Here is a 16,466-nt window from a genome sequence, read left to right as displayed (position 1 = left end):
GGGTGATTACTTTACTTTTTCTTTTTTGTTTTAAGCATTGTGACAGTAGAAACAACGTTGCCGTATCTGGTCTGACGTGATATCTTTTTCTGGCTTTTTTCTATGCTCTTAAATGCTCTTTCATTTGCTTCTGTTTGACTTCTTATGAGATCATTTTGAGTTCTTTGACTGTTGAGAATATCCTGACTATATCTGATCTGCTCCCTCTGCAACTGAATGGCTTGATTTTGCAGTGCAATGCTCTGACGTCTGTGAATTTCTTCTTCATAAAGATTAAAAAGTTCTTTCTCTGTATCAGCACGTTTTGTCACAAGCAGATTTACAAAGAAGTTTATTGCGTCAACGCTTTGATACTTGTCAGGAACAACTATTTCCATAAGTTTTATTTCTTCGCTGTTCCAATATGTGTCAAGCAATTCCTGACAATCATATAACTCTTCTTGTGCAGGAATAACATTATCCAAATGATATTGGTCAGCCTGTTGATTCCATGCTTCGTTATTGTTGTTGTTATGTATAACCCACGCTATAACCCATGCAATAGCACCCGCAACGCCACCTATCAATGCTCCTAGTATTCCACCCAATGAAATTCCAACGATTATTGAGATAATAAGCAAGAAGTGGCAAAGGAAACCGCTATCACCTTCTCGTATTTCAGCCTCACGTTGTTCAAGTGCTTCATATTTATCTTGAAGTTTCTTTAATGCTGTTTGTTGATCTGCTATTGCACAAACAACCTTTTGAATCTTGGTGTATTCGTCTAACAACTCAGTGCTTTCAAGAGATGATCTTTTAGCTGCCATATCAATGTAATATTGCATTGTAGGGTCTGTGCTTGTTGCGTTAGAAGTACCGCCATTTCTTCGGATATAACGTTTCAGAGTTCTCACAAGCTGATCTATAAGCTTTTTCTTTGCTTCAATGTCCGATTGAGATAGCTCATTAGCTGAAATGTCAGCACTATTTGTTGCTTCTTCTGTATTTTTATTGTTCCCTGTTTGGGCTTCTGATGATTTAACATTAGATTTAGGAAGATTGACTTTTCCGTTGCCCACTACTATGCAGTTTGACTCCTGATCAATATATACATCTTTTAACAGTTTAAGGTCTATCATTTTCTGCATTTCAGGTTTTATCTCGTCAATAGGTCTAGCAATAGAACTTGCAATTTTTTCTATGCTGCCGCTACTGTCAGAAGAAAGCACTTTTGTAAACACATCATAGTCTGAAAGAAGACTCTTCCTCCTAACAGACCATACTATCATGAGTGCGCCGCAGATTGCAAAAAATGCAAATACCATTATTGATGAAGCAGCGTCACCCTCGGTAACTGTCATAAGGCAAAATAAGCTGAATATAACCGATAAAATTCCTAATATAAACGTAATCAAACGTTTTCTTTTTTGCTTTTTGTACTTCTTGTCATTTGTAATCATTATTTTTCAACTCCTAATTTAAAAGGCTCAGCCTTTTGTTTCTTTACAACAATTATATCACTTTATTTTCATGATTTGTTAAGCTGGCTGCTTAGGATAACGATTACATTTTGTAAATTAAGGGTGAATTTTAAGTTAAATTATTATTACAGGACATTTTGCGCAATAAATCATAGAAAAAAACTCCCGACAGTCGGAAAACCTGTCGGGAGAAGTCTTATTAAGGGGATCAATAAGTTATCGCTGTGTTTGTTTCTTTCAGCATATTTATTATATCATATCTATTTTCGTTTTTGTTAAGCTGGCTGCTTAGTTTTCGCTAAATATTTTGTATATTTATAAAATATTATAACATTTATATTGCATAAAAGACGCAGTATAAAATTGTGTATCTTGCCTGTCTTGAAAAATCTTTTGCCAAAAAGCTTGACAAATGCCGCTATTTGTTGTATAGTTAGTTACATGAGTAACTAACTAATAACTTGTGAGAATAAAAGAAAAAAGACAGCAAAAATCGAAACCGAAAGGGGGAAATGATATGGAACTCAGACTTGAAAGCGAAAAGCCTATATATGTCCAGCTGTGCGAGTGGCTGTCGGATATGATAATAAGCGGAACGATACCTGAGGGAGAGCAGATACCGTCCACAACAGAAATATCAGTGGAGTATAAAGTGAACCCCGCCACAGCACTGAAAGGCATAAATATGCTTGTTGATAAAGGGGTGATATTCAAAAAAAGAGGTCTGGGAATGTTTGTTAGCGTGGGAGCAGTGGAAAAACTCAAAGCAGAAAGACAGCAGGATTTTCAGCAGACCTACGTTGACAAAATGTGCGCAGAAGCCAAAAAGCTTGGCATATCAAAAAATGAGATAATCGCAATGATAGAAAGGGGATTTGAAAATGAGTAACAGCGTTATAAAGGCGGATAACATCATAAAAAAATACGGCAGGAACTATGCCCTTGTGGGTGTGTCTGTGGAGATAGAAAAGGGCAGGATATACGGACTTTTGGGCAGAAACGGCGCAGGTAAATCCACTCTTATGAATATCATAACGAACCGTGTTTTTGCCACCTCGGGCAGGTGTACTCTTGACGGCGAAGACCTTTTGGAAAATGATAAAGCACTGAATCGTATATACGCAATGAGCGAGAGCGTCACAATGCCGGCAGGTCTGACCTTTAAGCAGGCGGTGAATATCACGGCTGATTTTTACGGCGGATTTGATAAGGACTATGCCTATTCTCTTGCCGAAAAGTTCAAGCTTGACCCGAAAAAACGCCTTTCTGCACTGTCAACAGGCTATCTGACAGTTTCAAAGCTCATTCTCACCTTGGCGAGCGGTGCAGACTTTCTCTTCTTTGACGAGCCTGTTCTTGGGCTTGATGCAAACCACCGTGACCTTTTTTACCGCCTGCTGGTAGAACGCTTTGCCGAAACTCAGTGCGGCGTGGTAATATCCACCCACCTTATCGAAGAGTGCGAGAACCTTGTGGAGGATGTCATAATAATAGATAAGGGCAAGGTGCTTGCGGCAGGCAAAACGGAGGATATTTTGACGGATGGCTATTCCGTCACAGGTGCAAAGAGTTTAGTTTCTGCCTATTGTCAGAATAAAGAGGTGCTTTGCATGAAAAACATCGGAACAATAAGCTCGGCGTATCTAAAGGGCACGCCCGAAAATGTCCCCGAAGGTCTTGAGGTCTCAAGACCCGACCTACAGCAGGTGTTCATAAATCTGACAGGTGAGGAGGGGGAACAATGAATGAGCTGAAACTCTGTAAAACTACTGTTGTAAGAACTCTCCTTCCCCTTGCAGCCGTGCTTGTGTTTTTCCTTGTGCTGCTTGCGGCAAAGGCTTTGAGCGTGGAGGGTGTGTCGAAATATTATGAATTGCTTACGGGGGCGGCAGCATTTGCGACGGCGTTTTTTACGGTAAAAGAGATATTCTCACTTTCCGTCTGCTGTGGTGTGTCAAGAAAAACGTCCTTTGCTGCAATACTTATCTGTGCTTTTGTCACAGCATTTATAGTTGTTGCCGCACACAGCATAGAGAGCTTTATTTTTGCAGATAAGCTGAAAGGAACTGTTATACGCCTTGACGGCGTGGCAGTGGACTATACACACGCAGAGATACTGCAAAATTATTCTCTTTTATCGCTGTCATTCAGCGAAAGTGCAGCTTGTATCTATTTGATGCTGTTTGTGAGAACTTTTCTCATATTTTTCAGCGGCTCGGCATTTTTCATTATAATGAGCCGACTTGAACGCACAGGCAAACTCATCAACTGCGGCGTTATAGTTATCCTTGCGGCACTGAATATCGGCGGCGGTATCTTCACAAAGGCTTTGAGAAGTCCTTTGCTGAGCTATGAGTTCTTTGAAAATATCGTTCCCGATGTTGCACCGATAGCCTTTTCCGTTACCTATGCGGCACTTACGATCATCGCCGCATTGACAGCTTACCTTTTTTGGCACAGAAAGCCTATCAAAAGACAAAGGGGTGTGAAATAAAATGGGAAAGATCAAAACACTCACACTTTTCAAGACGATCCAGAGATATTACTGCCTTGTGATATATGCCTTTATGCTTTGCCTCTACGGCGTCATCACAGTATCTGCATTTTTATGCGGCAGCGGCGATATGGCAATAGCCTGCGATTTTGTGCTGCCCCTGCTGCTGATAGCCTCTTGTGTCGTCGCCGCAGTGTGTGCATATGTGGTCTGCACGAACACCATTCAGATAACCTGTGCACAGAATACCCCAAGAAAATGCGGCATAGCCTGTATGCTCCTTAGTATGATAACAATGTCGGTATTCGTTTCAGGCGGCTATCTCCTGTGGCTGCGTGTCATAGAGCTTATGTGCGGCAGCTCCGCAGGCTCTGTCGAATATGAACTTCTTGAACAAAGATCGCAGATATTCGATATATTTTTCAGCGGCTCACGGCTTGGCAGCTTTGTTTCGGCAATGATGTTTTTTGCCATAATATTTTTGTCCGCACTGCTTTTGAGCGTGGTGATAAAGCGTTTTAACAGGTCTGTCGCTATACTTACAGTGGCGGCGTACACCGCACTTTTCATAAAACTTTTTTCTGAGCTGGATGCAGGAAATTTTGCTGAAAGCATCGTATACCGCAGAACTCTGGGTCTGCTTGCCGTTGCAGAGCTGGCAGTATTTTTCGCAGTAGCTTGCAGGCGAATGGACGTTAAAAGATAATATGCCAACAAAAAGTGCCGATACGGACAAAACGTATCAGCACTTTTTTATGCCTTGCGGCTATTAGTTTCACATTTTATGAAATAAGCCAGTTAAGTATCTGGAAGTTAGGCTTTGCGTCATCAACGACAGTTACCTCAACAGTGTGAGTAGCCACCTCGTCAGATGAGTATATCTGCTGTGCCTTAGCATAGTTGCCCCAGCCGCTTGTGAAGTCAGCGTTGATAGTCGCAACGTCCTCTCCATCGACCTTTACAGCAGCCACGCCGGACTTGCCGTCAACTGTCATGTAGTATATCATACCAATGTTCTTTGCAGTTATCTCAAACTTGATAGTGCCGCCTGTTGTTGTTCCCCAACCGTCTGTGAACTTCTGGAATGTTGTAACATCTGTGAATGTTCCCTCGTCAGTTGTCTTTACAATGTCCTCTGTCTGACGGCTTCCGATAGTAGCGTCAGCGAATACATCGCCCGTCGGTGCAACAGTGCTTGTGTCAAATGCCTTTGCTTCCTTGTCAACGCTGTCAATATTGTCCTTTATGTTGCCAACGAATTTTGTGAGCAGTGAAGCCATTATAACGTGTCCGTCATCATTAGGGTGAACGTTGTCAGGTGAAATGTCAGCCCATGTGAAGTTGCCAGCCTCTATCTCAGGCATAACAGCGTCATGATAAGAAATCATAGGAATGTTGTAAGCCTGTGCTACCTTGAGATGTGCAGCCTGCGGAGATGTGCCCCCCTCAGTTGAAGGCTCAAGTATCATAACTGCAGGATTGTTGTCCTGCTCAAGACACATTCTTACAAGGCTGTCCATGCAGGACTCATAAAATTCATCATCAGCGTCATTGATAAACTCGATAACGATAATGTCAGGCTTAGCCTCCAAAGCGTCACGCTGTGCCCTGTGAACACCTATGTATGAGTCAGTTGCACCGATACCGGCATTAGTAACATCAACATAGAAGCTTATGTTTTCCTCCCACCAGCTCTTGAACTGGTTTACATACTGATTAGTTGAGGAGTTAGCACCCGAACCTGCCGTGATAGAGTCGCCGATGAAACAGATCTTTGTTGTCTCCTTAGGATTTTGCAGAGCGTAGTCGAGCTTAGCCGCAAGACGGGAAGTGTCGCCCTCGTTGATAACGCTTCTGGCGATCATGTTCTCAGTAGCACCATTTTTAACATCTATCTTTTCCGTAGATGCAGGGTATTCAGCAAGAAGCTTGTCTGAAACACTTTCGGTATCAGCCGCACTTGAATCGGAAGCCTGAGAGTTTGCCGCAGCGGAGTTTGAGTCAGCAGCAGAAGAGCTGTTTGAATCACCGCAGCTTGTGAGAGCAGCGCTTGTCATGCAAAGAGCAAGAGCCGCCGCAAGGAATTTCTTCATAATAATAAGGTCCTTTCATATCTTGATTTTGCCAAATGGCTGTATATATTAACAAATATATTATACAACAAAAAGCAAATTAATGCAATAGGCATAAAACGATTACATTTGAATAAATTAGGGGCGAAGTTAAGTGAGGAGTGTGAAATGAGGAATGAGGAATGAGCATAGCAGACCAAAGTAAATTGCAAGCATAAAGTAAAAATAAAGCACCGAGCGAAGCGATTTTGCGGCGGCAGGAACTTGCCCGAATGAGATGTAGGGGCGAACATTGTTCGCCTGTGCTTGGAGTTTGCTGTAAATTCAGGATTGTAGGGGACGATGCCCTCGGCGTCCCACTCGGAGGAATACTGCTGTATTTTTTGTATCTTTGATGTTGAATTATTTTCGGGGGTGACATTATTGTGAAATTCTCCAATAATTTAACGGACAAGAAATATCGGGACGTCGTATTTCTGCAAAGCAGAAATTGCGCCGCTCCCCCTACATGGTTTGTGCTAACACCCCCAGAAACCATTTGACAATCCCCTACCCCCATGCTATAATAAATTCAGGAGGTGACATAACATGGAAATGTTTGATCTGAGAGCCGACTATAAAACACTGCCTGACGAAACTCTTCGCAGGCATTTCCGCAGGCTTATAAAAAGGCAGCGGCGATTTGCAGCTTTTACCTTTGCGTTGCTTATTCCTGCGGTTATAATATACGGAATGATAGGATGGGCGAATTATTTTGCGGCGGAAAGTGCGGTGTTCGCATTTTTTGATGCAAGCTCAAATGCCTTTTTTAACTATGTGGCGTTTGCCGCCTGCGGTGCTTTGCTTATGGCGGATACAACTAAATTGATAGCCGCCTCCCCTGCCGTGATGATATTATATATGGGTCTGAAATTCGGACTTTTCGACAGCGTGTCAGGCGATACTTTCGTTATGCTCGCCTACCTTATAGCAGCCGCTGTCATCACCGCAAAAACCGTGTCTGACCTTAATTTCATGCGTAAACTCCCCAACTTTCCCTTCGACGGCAGAAAAGAGCGTATAGACTTCGAGGGGCTTACCCGTGATAAAATGACCGAAAACCTGCAAAAATTGCTGGATAACCAAAAGGACGATAAGGTCATAACAAATGATTATGAGGATATCTTTACAAGCGATAAACCGCAGGATATCGTGACCCCTCCTGAGAATACCGACGAGTATCTCCAACAGCATAAAATGTCTTATCAGCGTGTAAGGTCATGGAACGATGTGAGCAGGCTGGATTAACAAACTGCTCCTTTTCTTTAATTATTTAATCAAGTGTGCGAAACTATGTCTTAATTTCTTAAAAATTGTTCAATTTTCTCTTGATTTATTCATTAAATCATGTTATAATAACACTGTATTTGAATTTATAGGAAAGGAGCTGTGCTGTATGATCGGTAACATCAAAATAATTGCTGTCTGTATGTGTAAAGTCTATGATGAGCGTAATTATAGAATCATACGGGCTCTTAATAATTTTGCTGTTGAAAACGATTACAGGATGTTTGTATATCACACCTGCTCAGACCTTTATTGGAAGACTCTGTCTGAAAAAGGCGAGCAGTCTGTGTTTGACCTTATTGATTATAATATAACAGATGCCGTCGTGACCTTTGAAGAGGGTGTGTATGCTGAGAATATAATGACAAAAATCAGAATGGACGCCGCCGAATATGGTAAGCCTGTCATATCAGTCGGCGTAGAGCATGACGATTGCATAAGCATCAAATTCGACTATGCAAAAGGCTTTGAGCAAGTGGTTCGCCATGTGATAGAACAGCATGGTGTAAGAGATATAGGCTTTATCGCAGGCAGAAAAGACGAAGAAAATTCAGAAGAGCGTATAGCAGTTTTCAGAAAGCTACTCAAGGAGTATGATATTCCCTTCAGAAATGATGTCTTTTATTATGGTGACTATTGGTCAGCACCTACTTTGAAAGCAGTGGACGATATGATAGAGGGAAATAAAGTCCCAAGAGCGATCATCTGTGCAAACGATATGATGGCTATAGCCGCAGGGGCTGAGTTTCAAAGACGTGGCTATAAAATACCTGAGGATATTATCATAACAGGCTTTGACGGACTTGAAGAGGCTAGGTACTGTACACCTATGCTTACAACAAGCGGCTGTAGCTATGATGATACTGCTAAAACCATCATCAATACTATAAGTAAAGCTTTGGCTGGTGAAAAGACCGAAAAGGTATATACAGTTGACTATGATCTGTCCGTTGAAAATTCCTGCGGCTGTAAACCCTCAGTGGAGCAGATAAATACTGGTGAGCATATCAGAATGCTTCGAGACAGAATGAACTGTTATCAGGACGAGGAGCGTGTCCTCTATGAGCTTGCAGTGAATGTCATGAATTGCGAAACTCCTAAGACTCTTGCCGCCCTGCTGAAAGAGTATGCTTTTGGCGATATGGCTGTTGTGGTGAATGGTGATTTCTTTGACGAACGTAAAGACCCTCGTGTAAGCAATAGAGAACCGCTTTTTAGCGATAAAATGATACTTTTGCGGAGCCGTGCCGTGGAAGACAGAGATGTCCCACAGCCTTTTGACCGCACCAACATCATTCCCGATATAGAGAATATAATGGACTATAAAGTTCCCCTCATATTCTCCGCCCTTGCCTATATCGGCATACCACTTGGCTATGCCTGCTTCTATTTTCCTGTCAGGCTCAACGAGTATTTTAAAATACCACTCTATGTAAATTCCCTGAATACCGCCTTGGGCAGCTTCCGAAGCGTCACCTATCAGAAGTATATGACAAAGCATATCGAAGAAATGTACCGTCACGATATGCTAACAGGGCTTTATAACCGTACTGGCTTTTATAATGCACTTGAAACTCTCCCACGAAGAAACGATCAGCTTGCATTGGTGGTTTCAGTGGACGTTGACGGATTAAAGTATATAAACGATAATTTCGGACACGAAGCAGGCGACTATGCAATAAGAGCCGCCGCAAACGCTATCGACAGCGTGAGCATAGAAAATAAAGTCTGCGGCAGATTTGGCGGAGATGAGCTTGCCCTTTTCGCTATCGTTGATACAGACCTTTCCGAGCAGGTCAAGGAGGAGATAAAGGATAAAATGGCAGAGCTGAACAGACGAAGCGGCAGATCCTATGTCCTCTCAGTAAGCGTGGGTGCAGCAGTAGCCCCGGTGGAAAACTTCTGGTTTGACGATGTTATGCACATCGCAGATAAATATATGTATGAGGATAAAAGACTTAAACCTCATAACAGAATATGATCTGTAATGGTTCTGAAAAAACTTGTATGGGCGACCTTTGGTCGCCCTCTTTTTGTCATTGACCGATCGGCAAAAATTTTCATACACCCTCAGAGGACGGATAAAACTGTCCATTTTTTGTTTTTGCACAAGTTTACTTGACGAAATGAAGAAAAAGTTGTATAATATTAATTAATGCTTTATGAACTTTGTGTTTAAGCACCATGTACAAAAACAGCGTCATATATTTGTGCGAAAGATAGAACTTTGTAAAAAATAGCGACATTTTGCCTTTTTAAAACGTACTTATATATGGTAGGCTCACTTTTTTGCAGTGTTGCCCACAAGAAACTTTTCAGAACGGAACATAAAAAATGAAGATAAAACAGCTTTTTTCGGGTGATACCGATAATACATTCATACAGTTTTTCAGATACGTCTTTGTGGGTGGCTTTGCCTTTGTGGTGGATTACGGCATTATGACCGCACTTGTGGAGCTTTGCCGCTTCGACCCCGTCATTGCTGCGACTATCTCTTTCGTGGCAGGACTTTTGGTGAATTATTCCCTGAGTACGTTTTGGATATTCAAAAATTCAAAGATAAAAAACCGCCTTGCAGAGTTTGCGGCATTTGCTGCCGTTGGCGTTGTGGGACTTGGCATAAACGCCGCAATAATATGGTTTTTCAAGGATATCCTTGCTTCAAAGCTCATATTCGGCACGCTTCTTCCACAGGATAAATATTATCTTGTGGGCAAACTCGTTTCCACAGTGATAGTTTTCATATGGAACTTTGCAGGCAGAAAATTTATTATATTTGATAAAAATAAAGACTGAACAGGAGAGGATAACACATGGAAAAGGTAATTATTATAGGCGCAGGCCCAGCGGGTCTGACTGCGGCAATAGAGCTTCTTAAAAACGGCGGTGACTATGACGTGACCATACTTGAAGGCTCGCAGGCAATGGGCGGAATATCACAGACAGTGAGATATAACGGCAACCGCATGGATATAGGCGGACACAGATTTTTCTCCAAAAATCAGCAGGTCATGGATTGGTGGGCAGACCTTATGCCTTTGCAGGGCAAGCCTGCCTATGACGATAAAAAGCTAGGCCACAAAAAGCCACTTGCCGAAAACGGTCCCGACCCTGAAACCGAGGATAATGTAATGCTCGTCCGTGACAGAGTGTCAAGAATTTATTACAATAAGCACTTCTTCGACTACCCTATCTCAATGAAGCCCGAAACCATAAAGAACATGGGCTTTGTCACCACCATGAAAGCAGGTTTTAGCTACCTTTGGGCGTGCGTGTTCAAAAAGCCTGAAACAAACCTTGAGAATTTCTACATAAACCGCTTCGGAAAGGTCCTCTATTCCATGTTCTTTGAGGGTTATACCGAAAAGCTTTGGGGCAGACACCCAAGCGAGATATCCGCAGATTGGGGCTCACAGCGAGTAAAAGGCCTCTCTATCACAGCCCTTTTGAAAGATATGTTCAAAAAGGTGTTCGGCACAAAGAATAAGGGCGAGGTGGAAACCTCCCTTATCGAACAGTTCTGGTATCCAAAATACGGTCCGGGTCAGCTGTGGGAAACCGCCGCTGAGAAAGTGAAAGAGCTTGGGGGAAAAATACTCACAGGCTGTCAGGTAAAGAAAATAATGTGCGAGGGCAGAAAAGTCACCTCCGTTGTCTGCGATACCGATGAGGGCGAAAAGACCTTCACAGGGGATATCTTTATCTCCTCAATGCCTGTCAAAGACCTTATATTGGGCATGGACGGTACAAAGCCGTGCGATACCGTCATAAAGATAGCCAAGGGTCTGCCGTATCGTGACTTTGTTACCGTTGGTCTGCTGGTCAATAAGCTCAACCTTAAAAATGAAACAAATAAAACAACTCTCGGCAATATCGTCCCTGACTGCTGGATATATGTTCAGGATAAGGGCGTAAAGCTTGGCAGAATACAGATATTCAACAACTGGTCGCCTTATATGGTGGAAAAGCCTGAGGATACAGTTTGGATAGGCCTTGAGTATTTCTGCGCCGAGGGGGACGATTTCTGGAATATGTCCGAGGAGGACTGCGTAAAGTTCGCCACCGCAGAGCTTGTTAAAATGGGAGTTATCTCCGAAAGCGAAGTCCTTGACTCCCATAGAGAAAAGGTCAAGAAAGCATATCCTGCTTATTTTGATACCTATAAGCATTTCGATACCATGATAAAGTTCCTCGATACTTTCCCGAACCTCTATTGCGTGGGCAGAAACGGTCAGCATAGATATAATAATATGGACCATTCAATGCTCACCGCCATGGAAACAGCCGAGGCTATAAAGACCGGCAAAAAGAGCAGAAAAGATATTTGGAACGTGAACACAGAAAAAGAATATCACGAAGAAAAATCTGGAAACTAATATGGACAAAAAGAAAGGTGGACTTCTTCTGTCCCTGCGGAAAGACATGAACAGAAGAGCCATAAGCGACAGACGGCTTGAGGCGATCTTCCGCACCCTCAGCCGTCACCCTTATATAGTTTCAGCGTTCATATGCCTTGCACTCACGGGCTTTGGAAGCTATAGCTATAAGTTTTTAAACGGCGTCACAGTGTATGGCGTTTTCATGATAATAGAGTTTTTCTACCTCAGACGGTTTTTGAAACAGCTCGATGACAGCGGAAAGCATACCGCAGGCGCAGTTTTGACCTTTGCAGGCAAGACCCTTTTGACCCTTGCGGCAGTGAATTATTTCGTACATACCCAATATAAAGCGGCTTTTATCTGCTTTGCAGGACTTTGCGCCGTGCTTGTTATATATGTTGTCCTGCTCAATAACGATAAAAAGTTCCACGACCGTGTCACCTGCCTTGCCTTGGCAGGTGCAGGCTTTGTCCTGCGCTATTCTTATGTCTTTATGTCCGATATCTATACAAGACAGAATGATGTGTGGTATTTCGGCGGCGAGGGCGGTCACGCAGGCTATATAGAGTATATCTATAATAACCACGCCCTGCCAAATTTCGACCCTACCACCCTTTGGCAGTATTATCACCCACCTCTGCATCATATCATCTGTGCGGTGTGGCTGAAATTCTGCGCCTCTGTAGGCATAGAGTATTACATGGCGTGCGAGGCTATACAAGCCTTGACCCTCTTCTATGTCTGTGCCGTAACGATAACAGTCTATAAGATATTGAGGCTCTTTGATCTTAAAGGCAAAGCCCTGACTATCCCGTTCGGTATGTGCTGTATGTACCCATATCTCGTGCTGATGTCAGGGGGAATAAATAACGACCCTCTCATGCTGTGCTTTACAGTGGGAGCAATATATTGCGTGCTGAAATGGTATAGAGAGCAGACCGCGAAGAATATCGTCAAAGCCGCCCTCTGTATCGGTCTTGGCATGATGACAAAAATATCCGTAGGCTTATCGCCCCTGCCGTAGCCATACTTTTCTTTGTGGCGCTTGTGCAAAATCGTAAGCATATGGCAAACCGCCTGGGTCAAATGTGCCTTTTCGGTGTAGTATGCTGTCCTCTTGGTCTTTGGTGGAGCGTGAGAAACTACCTGTGCTTCGGCATAAAACCAAACTATGTCCCAAGCCTTTCAAATGCCGACGTCCAGTATATAGGCGACCTTACAGCCAAACACCGCCTTACAGACTTCAGCTTCTCACAGATCAAAATAGTCTTTGAGCAGTGGGGCGGCGAAAGCTATAAAGAGTATAACCCTACCATAGCAATGCTTAAAAACTCGCTTTTCGGCGAGGGCATAAACGAAACTTTCTTCCCCGAAAACGCAATGCTTGTGCCATATGCACTTTTCTGGATAGCCTTGGTTCTTGCGGTCATAGCGTTCATCGCAATGCTCATAGTGCTTTTTGTAAAGACCGACAACGCAAGATTTACCGAAAAACTCATGTTCACAGTGGTCTATGCCACTGTCTTAGGCAACTATTATAACTTCTGTATCAGATATCCTTTTATCTGCACAATGAATTTCAGATACATAATCCCATGTATGCTCATAGGACTTATAAATATCGGACTTTTCACAGACCTTTGCAGCCGCTCCGAAAAATCCCCCTGCAAAGCCATAGTCAGCACTCTGAGCTATCTTTCTTCTGCATTTATCGTCCTGTCCTACATAACATACTTCTTTGTGGCAAGCACCAACGGATAAAACCCCGACCCCATGCAGGGGCGAACAACGTTCACCCGCCTAGCTTCCCCACAAACTGAAAAATATCGCAAAAAAATACCGACCGCTCAACCCGAGCCGTCGGTATTTTCATTATGCCAATATAGCCTTATTTCTTTGTAGTGACAGTTTTTGTTGCCGACCAAGCACCGTAATACTTTGTGCCACCTACAGTTGTGTAAGATCTCACACGAACATAGTATTTCTTGTTGGCAGAAAGCCTTGAAACAGTGGTCTTGTCTGTCTTGTTGTTTGTTATGGTAACTTTCTTTGCACTTGTGAACTTTGAGTTTGTAGCGTACTGAATCTCATATCCCGTAGCAGAACCCTTCTGCGCCCAGTCGATAAAGAATGCCTTTGACTTAGCCGTAAGCTTCTGTATCTCCTGCTTTGCAGGATTTATCTTGAACGTCTTTGTGATAACTCCGCCATACTTGCCCTTGCCTGTTATCTTTACAGTAGCCTTGCCAACTTTTTTGTTGTTGGAGTATGAAACAGTGTAGTCAGTGCCGTTTTTAAGAACAGTGTTTCCGACCTTTACAGTTACGTTCTGTGTGATAGCCTTTCCTGTGAACGCCTTTGTGGAAATGCCCGAAACAGTAGCCTTTGTGATGTCGTTGTTAGCTGTCTTTATGCTCTTTACATCAGACCATGCGCCGTAGTATACCTTGCCGTTTCTGTTTGTGTAGGAACGAACACGAACATAATATGTCTTGTCCCCTGTCAGACCGCTTATTGTCAGCGTGTCAGGCTTGTTTGCTGTCAAATGCCTTGAAGCCGCACCATTCATGTTTGCGTTTACAGAATACTCGACGTCATATCCCGTTGCAGAGCCTTTCTGCGCCCAATCAATATAGAAGCCCTTGTATCTGGTTTCAAGCTTCTGTATCTGCTGTTTCGCAGGAAGAATGTCAAATTTAGCGCTCAGTGTGCCTGAATAGTTGCCCTTGCCGTATACATAAACGCTAGCCGTGCCGACGTTTTTGTTGTTTGAGTATGAAACTGTGTAGTCAGTGCCGTTTGTAAGCGTCCTGCCTGCTACCTTTACTGTAACTGACGGAGTAATATTGCTTCCCGTGAATGAAACGCTTGAAGCCACTGAAACTGTTCCGCCTGCCATTGCACGCTTTGTGATAGTGAAGTTCTTTGATGTGTAACCTGTGTAGTCGCCCATGCCTGTCGCAATAACAGTTGTAACGCCAACGTTCAGATTGTTTCTGTATGAGATAGTGTAATCCTTGCCTTCCTGAAGCACCTTGCCGCCAAACGTAACTGTAGCCGTAGGCTTTTTGTATGTGCCGTCATAAACATAGCTTGTTTCTGAAAGCGTAATAAGTCCGTTGTTAAGGCTCTTCTTTGAAACAACTATCTTAACGTCCTTTGAAACGCTGTCATAACCATTTGCAGAAGCCGTAACAGTAACATATCCTGTGCCTGTCTTGAGAGCGGTCACGTTTCCGTTCTTGTCAACAGTGCATATTGACGGAGTCGTGCTTTTGTATGTGAGAACAGCACCGCTTGTTGATGAGCTTGCGCCAATGTTCTTGCTCTGTCCCGCAACTATGGTAACGCTTGAAGAGCAGTTAAGATTTACTCTGTTGCCATAAGGCTTCATAAGAGCCTCGATAACGTCCTTTGCAGGGCTTGTAACAGTGTTGTTTTTTCTGTTTATGTAGCCGTGATATTCACTGTTGAGAACAATGCTGTTTCCGTTGTATACTGCAAAAGCATTGTTGTCCCACAGTACGCATGGAATGTTGTTCTTTTTTGCAAGCGCAGTGTAGTCCGTTGCCCACTTTACACGCTCAGCAGTGTTGTTCTTGTCCGTTGAGCCAAACTCGCCGATAACAACAGGTATACCCTTGTCACGGAAATTGCTTTTCAGCGTGCTGAAAAGGTTCTTAAGCTCTTCCTTTATAGAAGAAGAGTAAGTCGATGTTGCACCATTTGATGTATCTATATTCATTGCAAAGTTGTAAGGGCTGTAAGCGTGAACTGATACAGCGATGCGGTTTTTGTTGCCTGAGATATCTGTAGGAAGCTTGAAGCCTGAAACAGTTGCCCCGTCTATGGAAGCGTCATAACCAGGACACATGATAAGTCTGCCCCTGTTGTTTGAGCCTGTGTTTCTTATGGTGTCAACAGCCTTCTGATTGAGCTTGTTTATGCAGGCTATAGCGTCCTTTACCTCTGACGGAATGCTCCACTTGTTGAACCACCATTCATAGCTGGAGCCGATAAGACGAGGCTCATTCAATGTTTCAAATATAAGATGATAGTCATAATCCTTGAAGTATTCTGCCGCCTGTGACCATACGCTGGTAACAAATTTCTCAGAGCTTGAATATGCAGAAGACCTTGGGTAATATCCTGCTCCCGAAGCGCTTGCAGATGACTTTGTGTCATGATGAATGTTCAAAATAACATACATATCGTTTTTGTAGCAGTAGTCAACTACTTCCTTTACTCTTGCAAGCCATGCTGAGTCTATGGTGTAGTTGCTTCCCGATACGTGCTTGCCCCAAGAAACAGGCACTCTCACTGTGTTGAAGCCTAAAGACTTTACCTTGTCTATAAGAGCCTGAGTTGTTTTAGGATTGCTCCACGATGTTTCCGTGTCAAGACCTGAACCGCCTGTTGCGTCAAGAGAGTTGCCCAAATTCCAGCCCAGACCCATATCTTCAAGTATGGCTTCCGTGTCAGCGTTTTTGAGAGTATCTCCCGACAATGCCTGCGCATTTATATCCCCAAGGTCAAGACCAATAAATATGGTCATTGCCATTAAAAGAGATAAAATAAAGCTCAGGTATCTTTTTGATACTGATTTCATTCTTTCCCGTCCTTTCATATATAAAATATTAACCTCATCAGTATCTTTTATTATACCACATCTCTGTTCAAATTAGAATACGCTTATTAAACAAATAACATACATTCTTTTTGTGTATAAATCTCA

13 protein-coding genes are annotated in these 16,466 nt (G+C 43.0%); 10 read left to right on the top strand and 3 right to left on the bottom strand.

What is annotated here, in order from left to right:
* Positions 1-11 precede the first annotated feature (11 nt).
* On the bottom strand, positions 12-1,439 hold the full coding sequence (locus DW793_RS01400) for a hypothetical protein (protein ID WP_117938308.1): 1,428 nt from the start codon (positions 1,437-1,439) through the stop codon (positions 12-14).
* A 538-nt stretch (positions 1,440-1,977) separates the two neighbouring features.
* Here DW793_RS01400 and DW793_RS01395 point away from each other — a divergent pair.
* From DW793_RS01395 to DW793_RS01380, 4 genes are read left to right on the top strand one after another with little or no spacing between them, the layout of a single operon-like run.
* A complete protein-coding gene (locus tag DW793_RS01395; RefSeq protein ID WP_118156859.1) occupies positions 1,978-2,349 on the top strand; it encodes a GntR family transcriptional regulator in 372 nt (123 codons plus the stop codon).
* A complete protein-coding gene (locus DW793_RS01390) occupies positions 2,342-3,205 on the top strand; it encodes an ATP-binding cassette domain-containing protein (RefSeq protein WP_117938310.1) in 864 nt (287 codons plus the stop codon). The genes DW793_RS01395 and DW793_RS01390 overlap by 8 nt, the downstream gene beginning before the upstream one ends.
* Complete coding sequence (locus DW793_RS01385; RefSeq protein WP_118156858.1) at positions 3,202-3,954, top strand: hypothetical protein; 753 nt, start codon at positions 3,202-3,204, stop codon at positions 3,952-3,954. Before DW793_RS01390 ends, DW793_RS01385 begins: the two co-directional genes overlap by 4 nt.
* 1 nt (position 3,955) lies before the next feature.
* Positions 3,956-4,660: a hypothetical protein gene (locus DW793_RS01380; RefSeq protein WP_118156857.1), complete on the top strand. Its 705-nt coding sequence runs from the start codon at positions 3,956-3,958 to the stop codon at positions 4,658-4,660.
* A 76-nt stretch (positions 4,661-4,736) separates the two neighbouring features.
* Here the strand turns inward: DW793_RS01380 and DW793_RS01375 are convergent, their stop codons facing one another.
* Positions 4,737-6,047 carry an SGNH/GDSL hydrolase family protein gene (locus DW793_RS01375; RefSeq protein WP_022287203.1) on the bottom strand — a complete coding sequence of 437 codons (1,311 nt, stop codon included), beginning with the start codon at positions 6,045-6,047 and terminating at the stop codon, positions 4,737-4,739.
* 567 nt (positions 6,048-6,614) lie between these two features.
* Between DW793_RS01375 and DW793_RS01370 the strand changes: the two genes are divergently transcribed.
* The 6 genes from DW793_RS01370 to DW793_RS01345 all read left to right on the top strand — a co-directional run bounded on the left by DW793_RS01370 (position 6,615) and on the right by DW793_RS01345 (position 13,492).
* Positions 6,615-7,313, top strand: a complete 699-nt coding sequence (locus tag DW793_RS01370; RefSeq protein WP_118156856.1) for a hypothetical protein — start codon at positions 6,615-6,617, stop codon at positions 7,311-7,313.
* Between the two features lie 148 nt (positions 7,314-7,461).
* Positions 7,462-9,333 carry a diguanylate cyclase domain-containing protein gene (locus DW793_RS01365; RefSeq protein ID WP_118156855.1) on the top strand — a complete coding sequence of 624 codons (1,872 nt, stop codon included), beginning with the start codon at positions 7,462-7,464 and terminating at the stop codon, positions 9,331-9,333.
* 353 nt (positions 9,334-9,686) lie between these two features.
* Positions 9,687-10,148 carry a GtrA family protein gene (locus tag DW793_RS01360; RefSeq protein ID WP_117927943.1) on the top strand — a complete coding sequence of 154 codons (462 nt, stop codon included), beginning with the start codon at positions 9,687-9,689 and terminating at the stop codon, positions 10,146-10,148.
* A 17-nt stretch (positions 10,149-10,165) separates the two neighbouring features.
* Positions 10,166-11,728, top strand: coding sequence for an NAD(P)/FAD-dependent oxidoreductase (locus DW793_RS01355; protein WP_118156854.1), 1,563 nt, complete (start codon positions 10,166-10,168; stop codon positions 11,726-11,728).
* Position 11,729: 1 nt separating this feature from the next.
* Entirely contained in the window at positions 11,730-12,755 is a 1,026-nt protein-coding gene (locus DW793_RS01350; protein ID WP_118156853.1) for a hypothetical protein, read from the top strand.
* Between the two features lie 41 nt (positions 12,756-12,796).
* On the top strand, positions 12,797-13,492 hold the full coding sequence (locus DW793_RS01345; RefSeq protein WP_118156852.1) for a hypothetical protein: 696 nt from the start codon (positions 12,797-12,799) through the stop codon (positions 13,490-13,492).
* A 127-nt stretch (positions 13,493-13,619) separates the two neighbouring features.
* Here DW793_RS01345 and DW793_RS01340 read toward each other — a convergent pair whose 3' ends face one another.
* Entirely contained in the window at positions 13,620-16,340 is a 2,721-nt protein-coding gene (locus tag DW793_RS01340; RefSeq protein ID WP_181988259.1) for a cellulase family glycosylhydrolase, read from the bottom strand.
* Positions 16,341-16,466 lie beyond the last annotated feature (126 nt).

It is taken from the genome of Ruminococcus sp. AM31-15AC (assembly GCF_003462045.1).
GTDB classification, from domain to species: domain Bacteria; phylum Bacillota; class Clostridia; order Oscillospirales; family Ruminococcaceae; genus Hominimerdicola; species Hominimerdicola aceti.
Note: the sequence above shows the minus strand (reverse complement) of the source record. Positions and strands in the feature narration are given on the sequence as shown.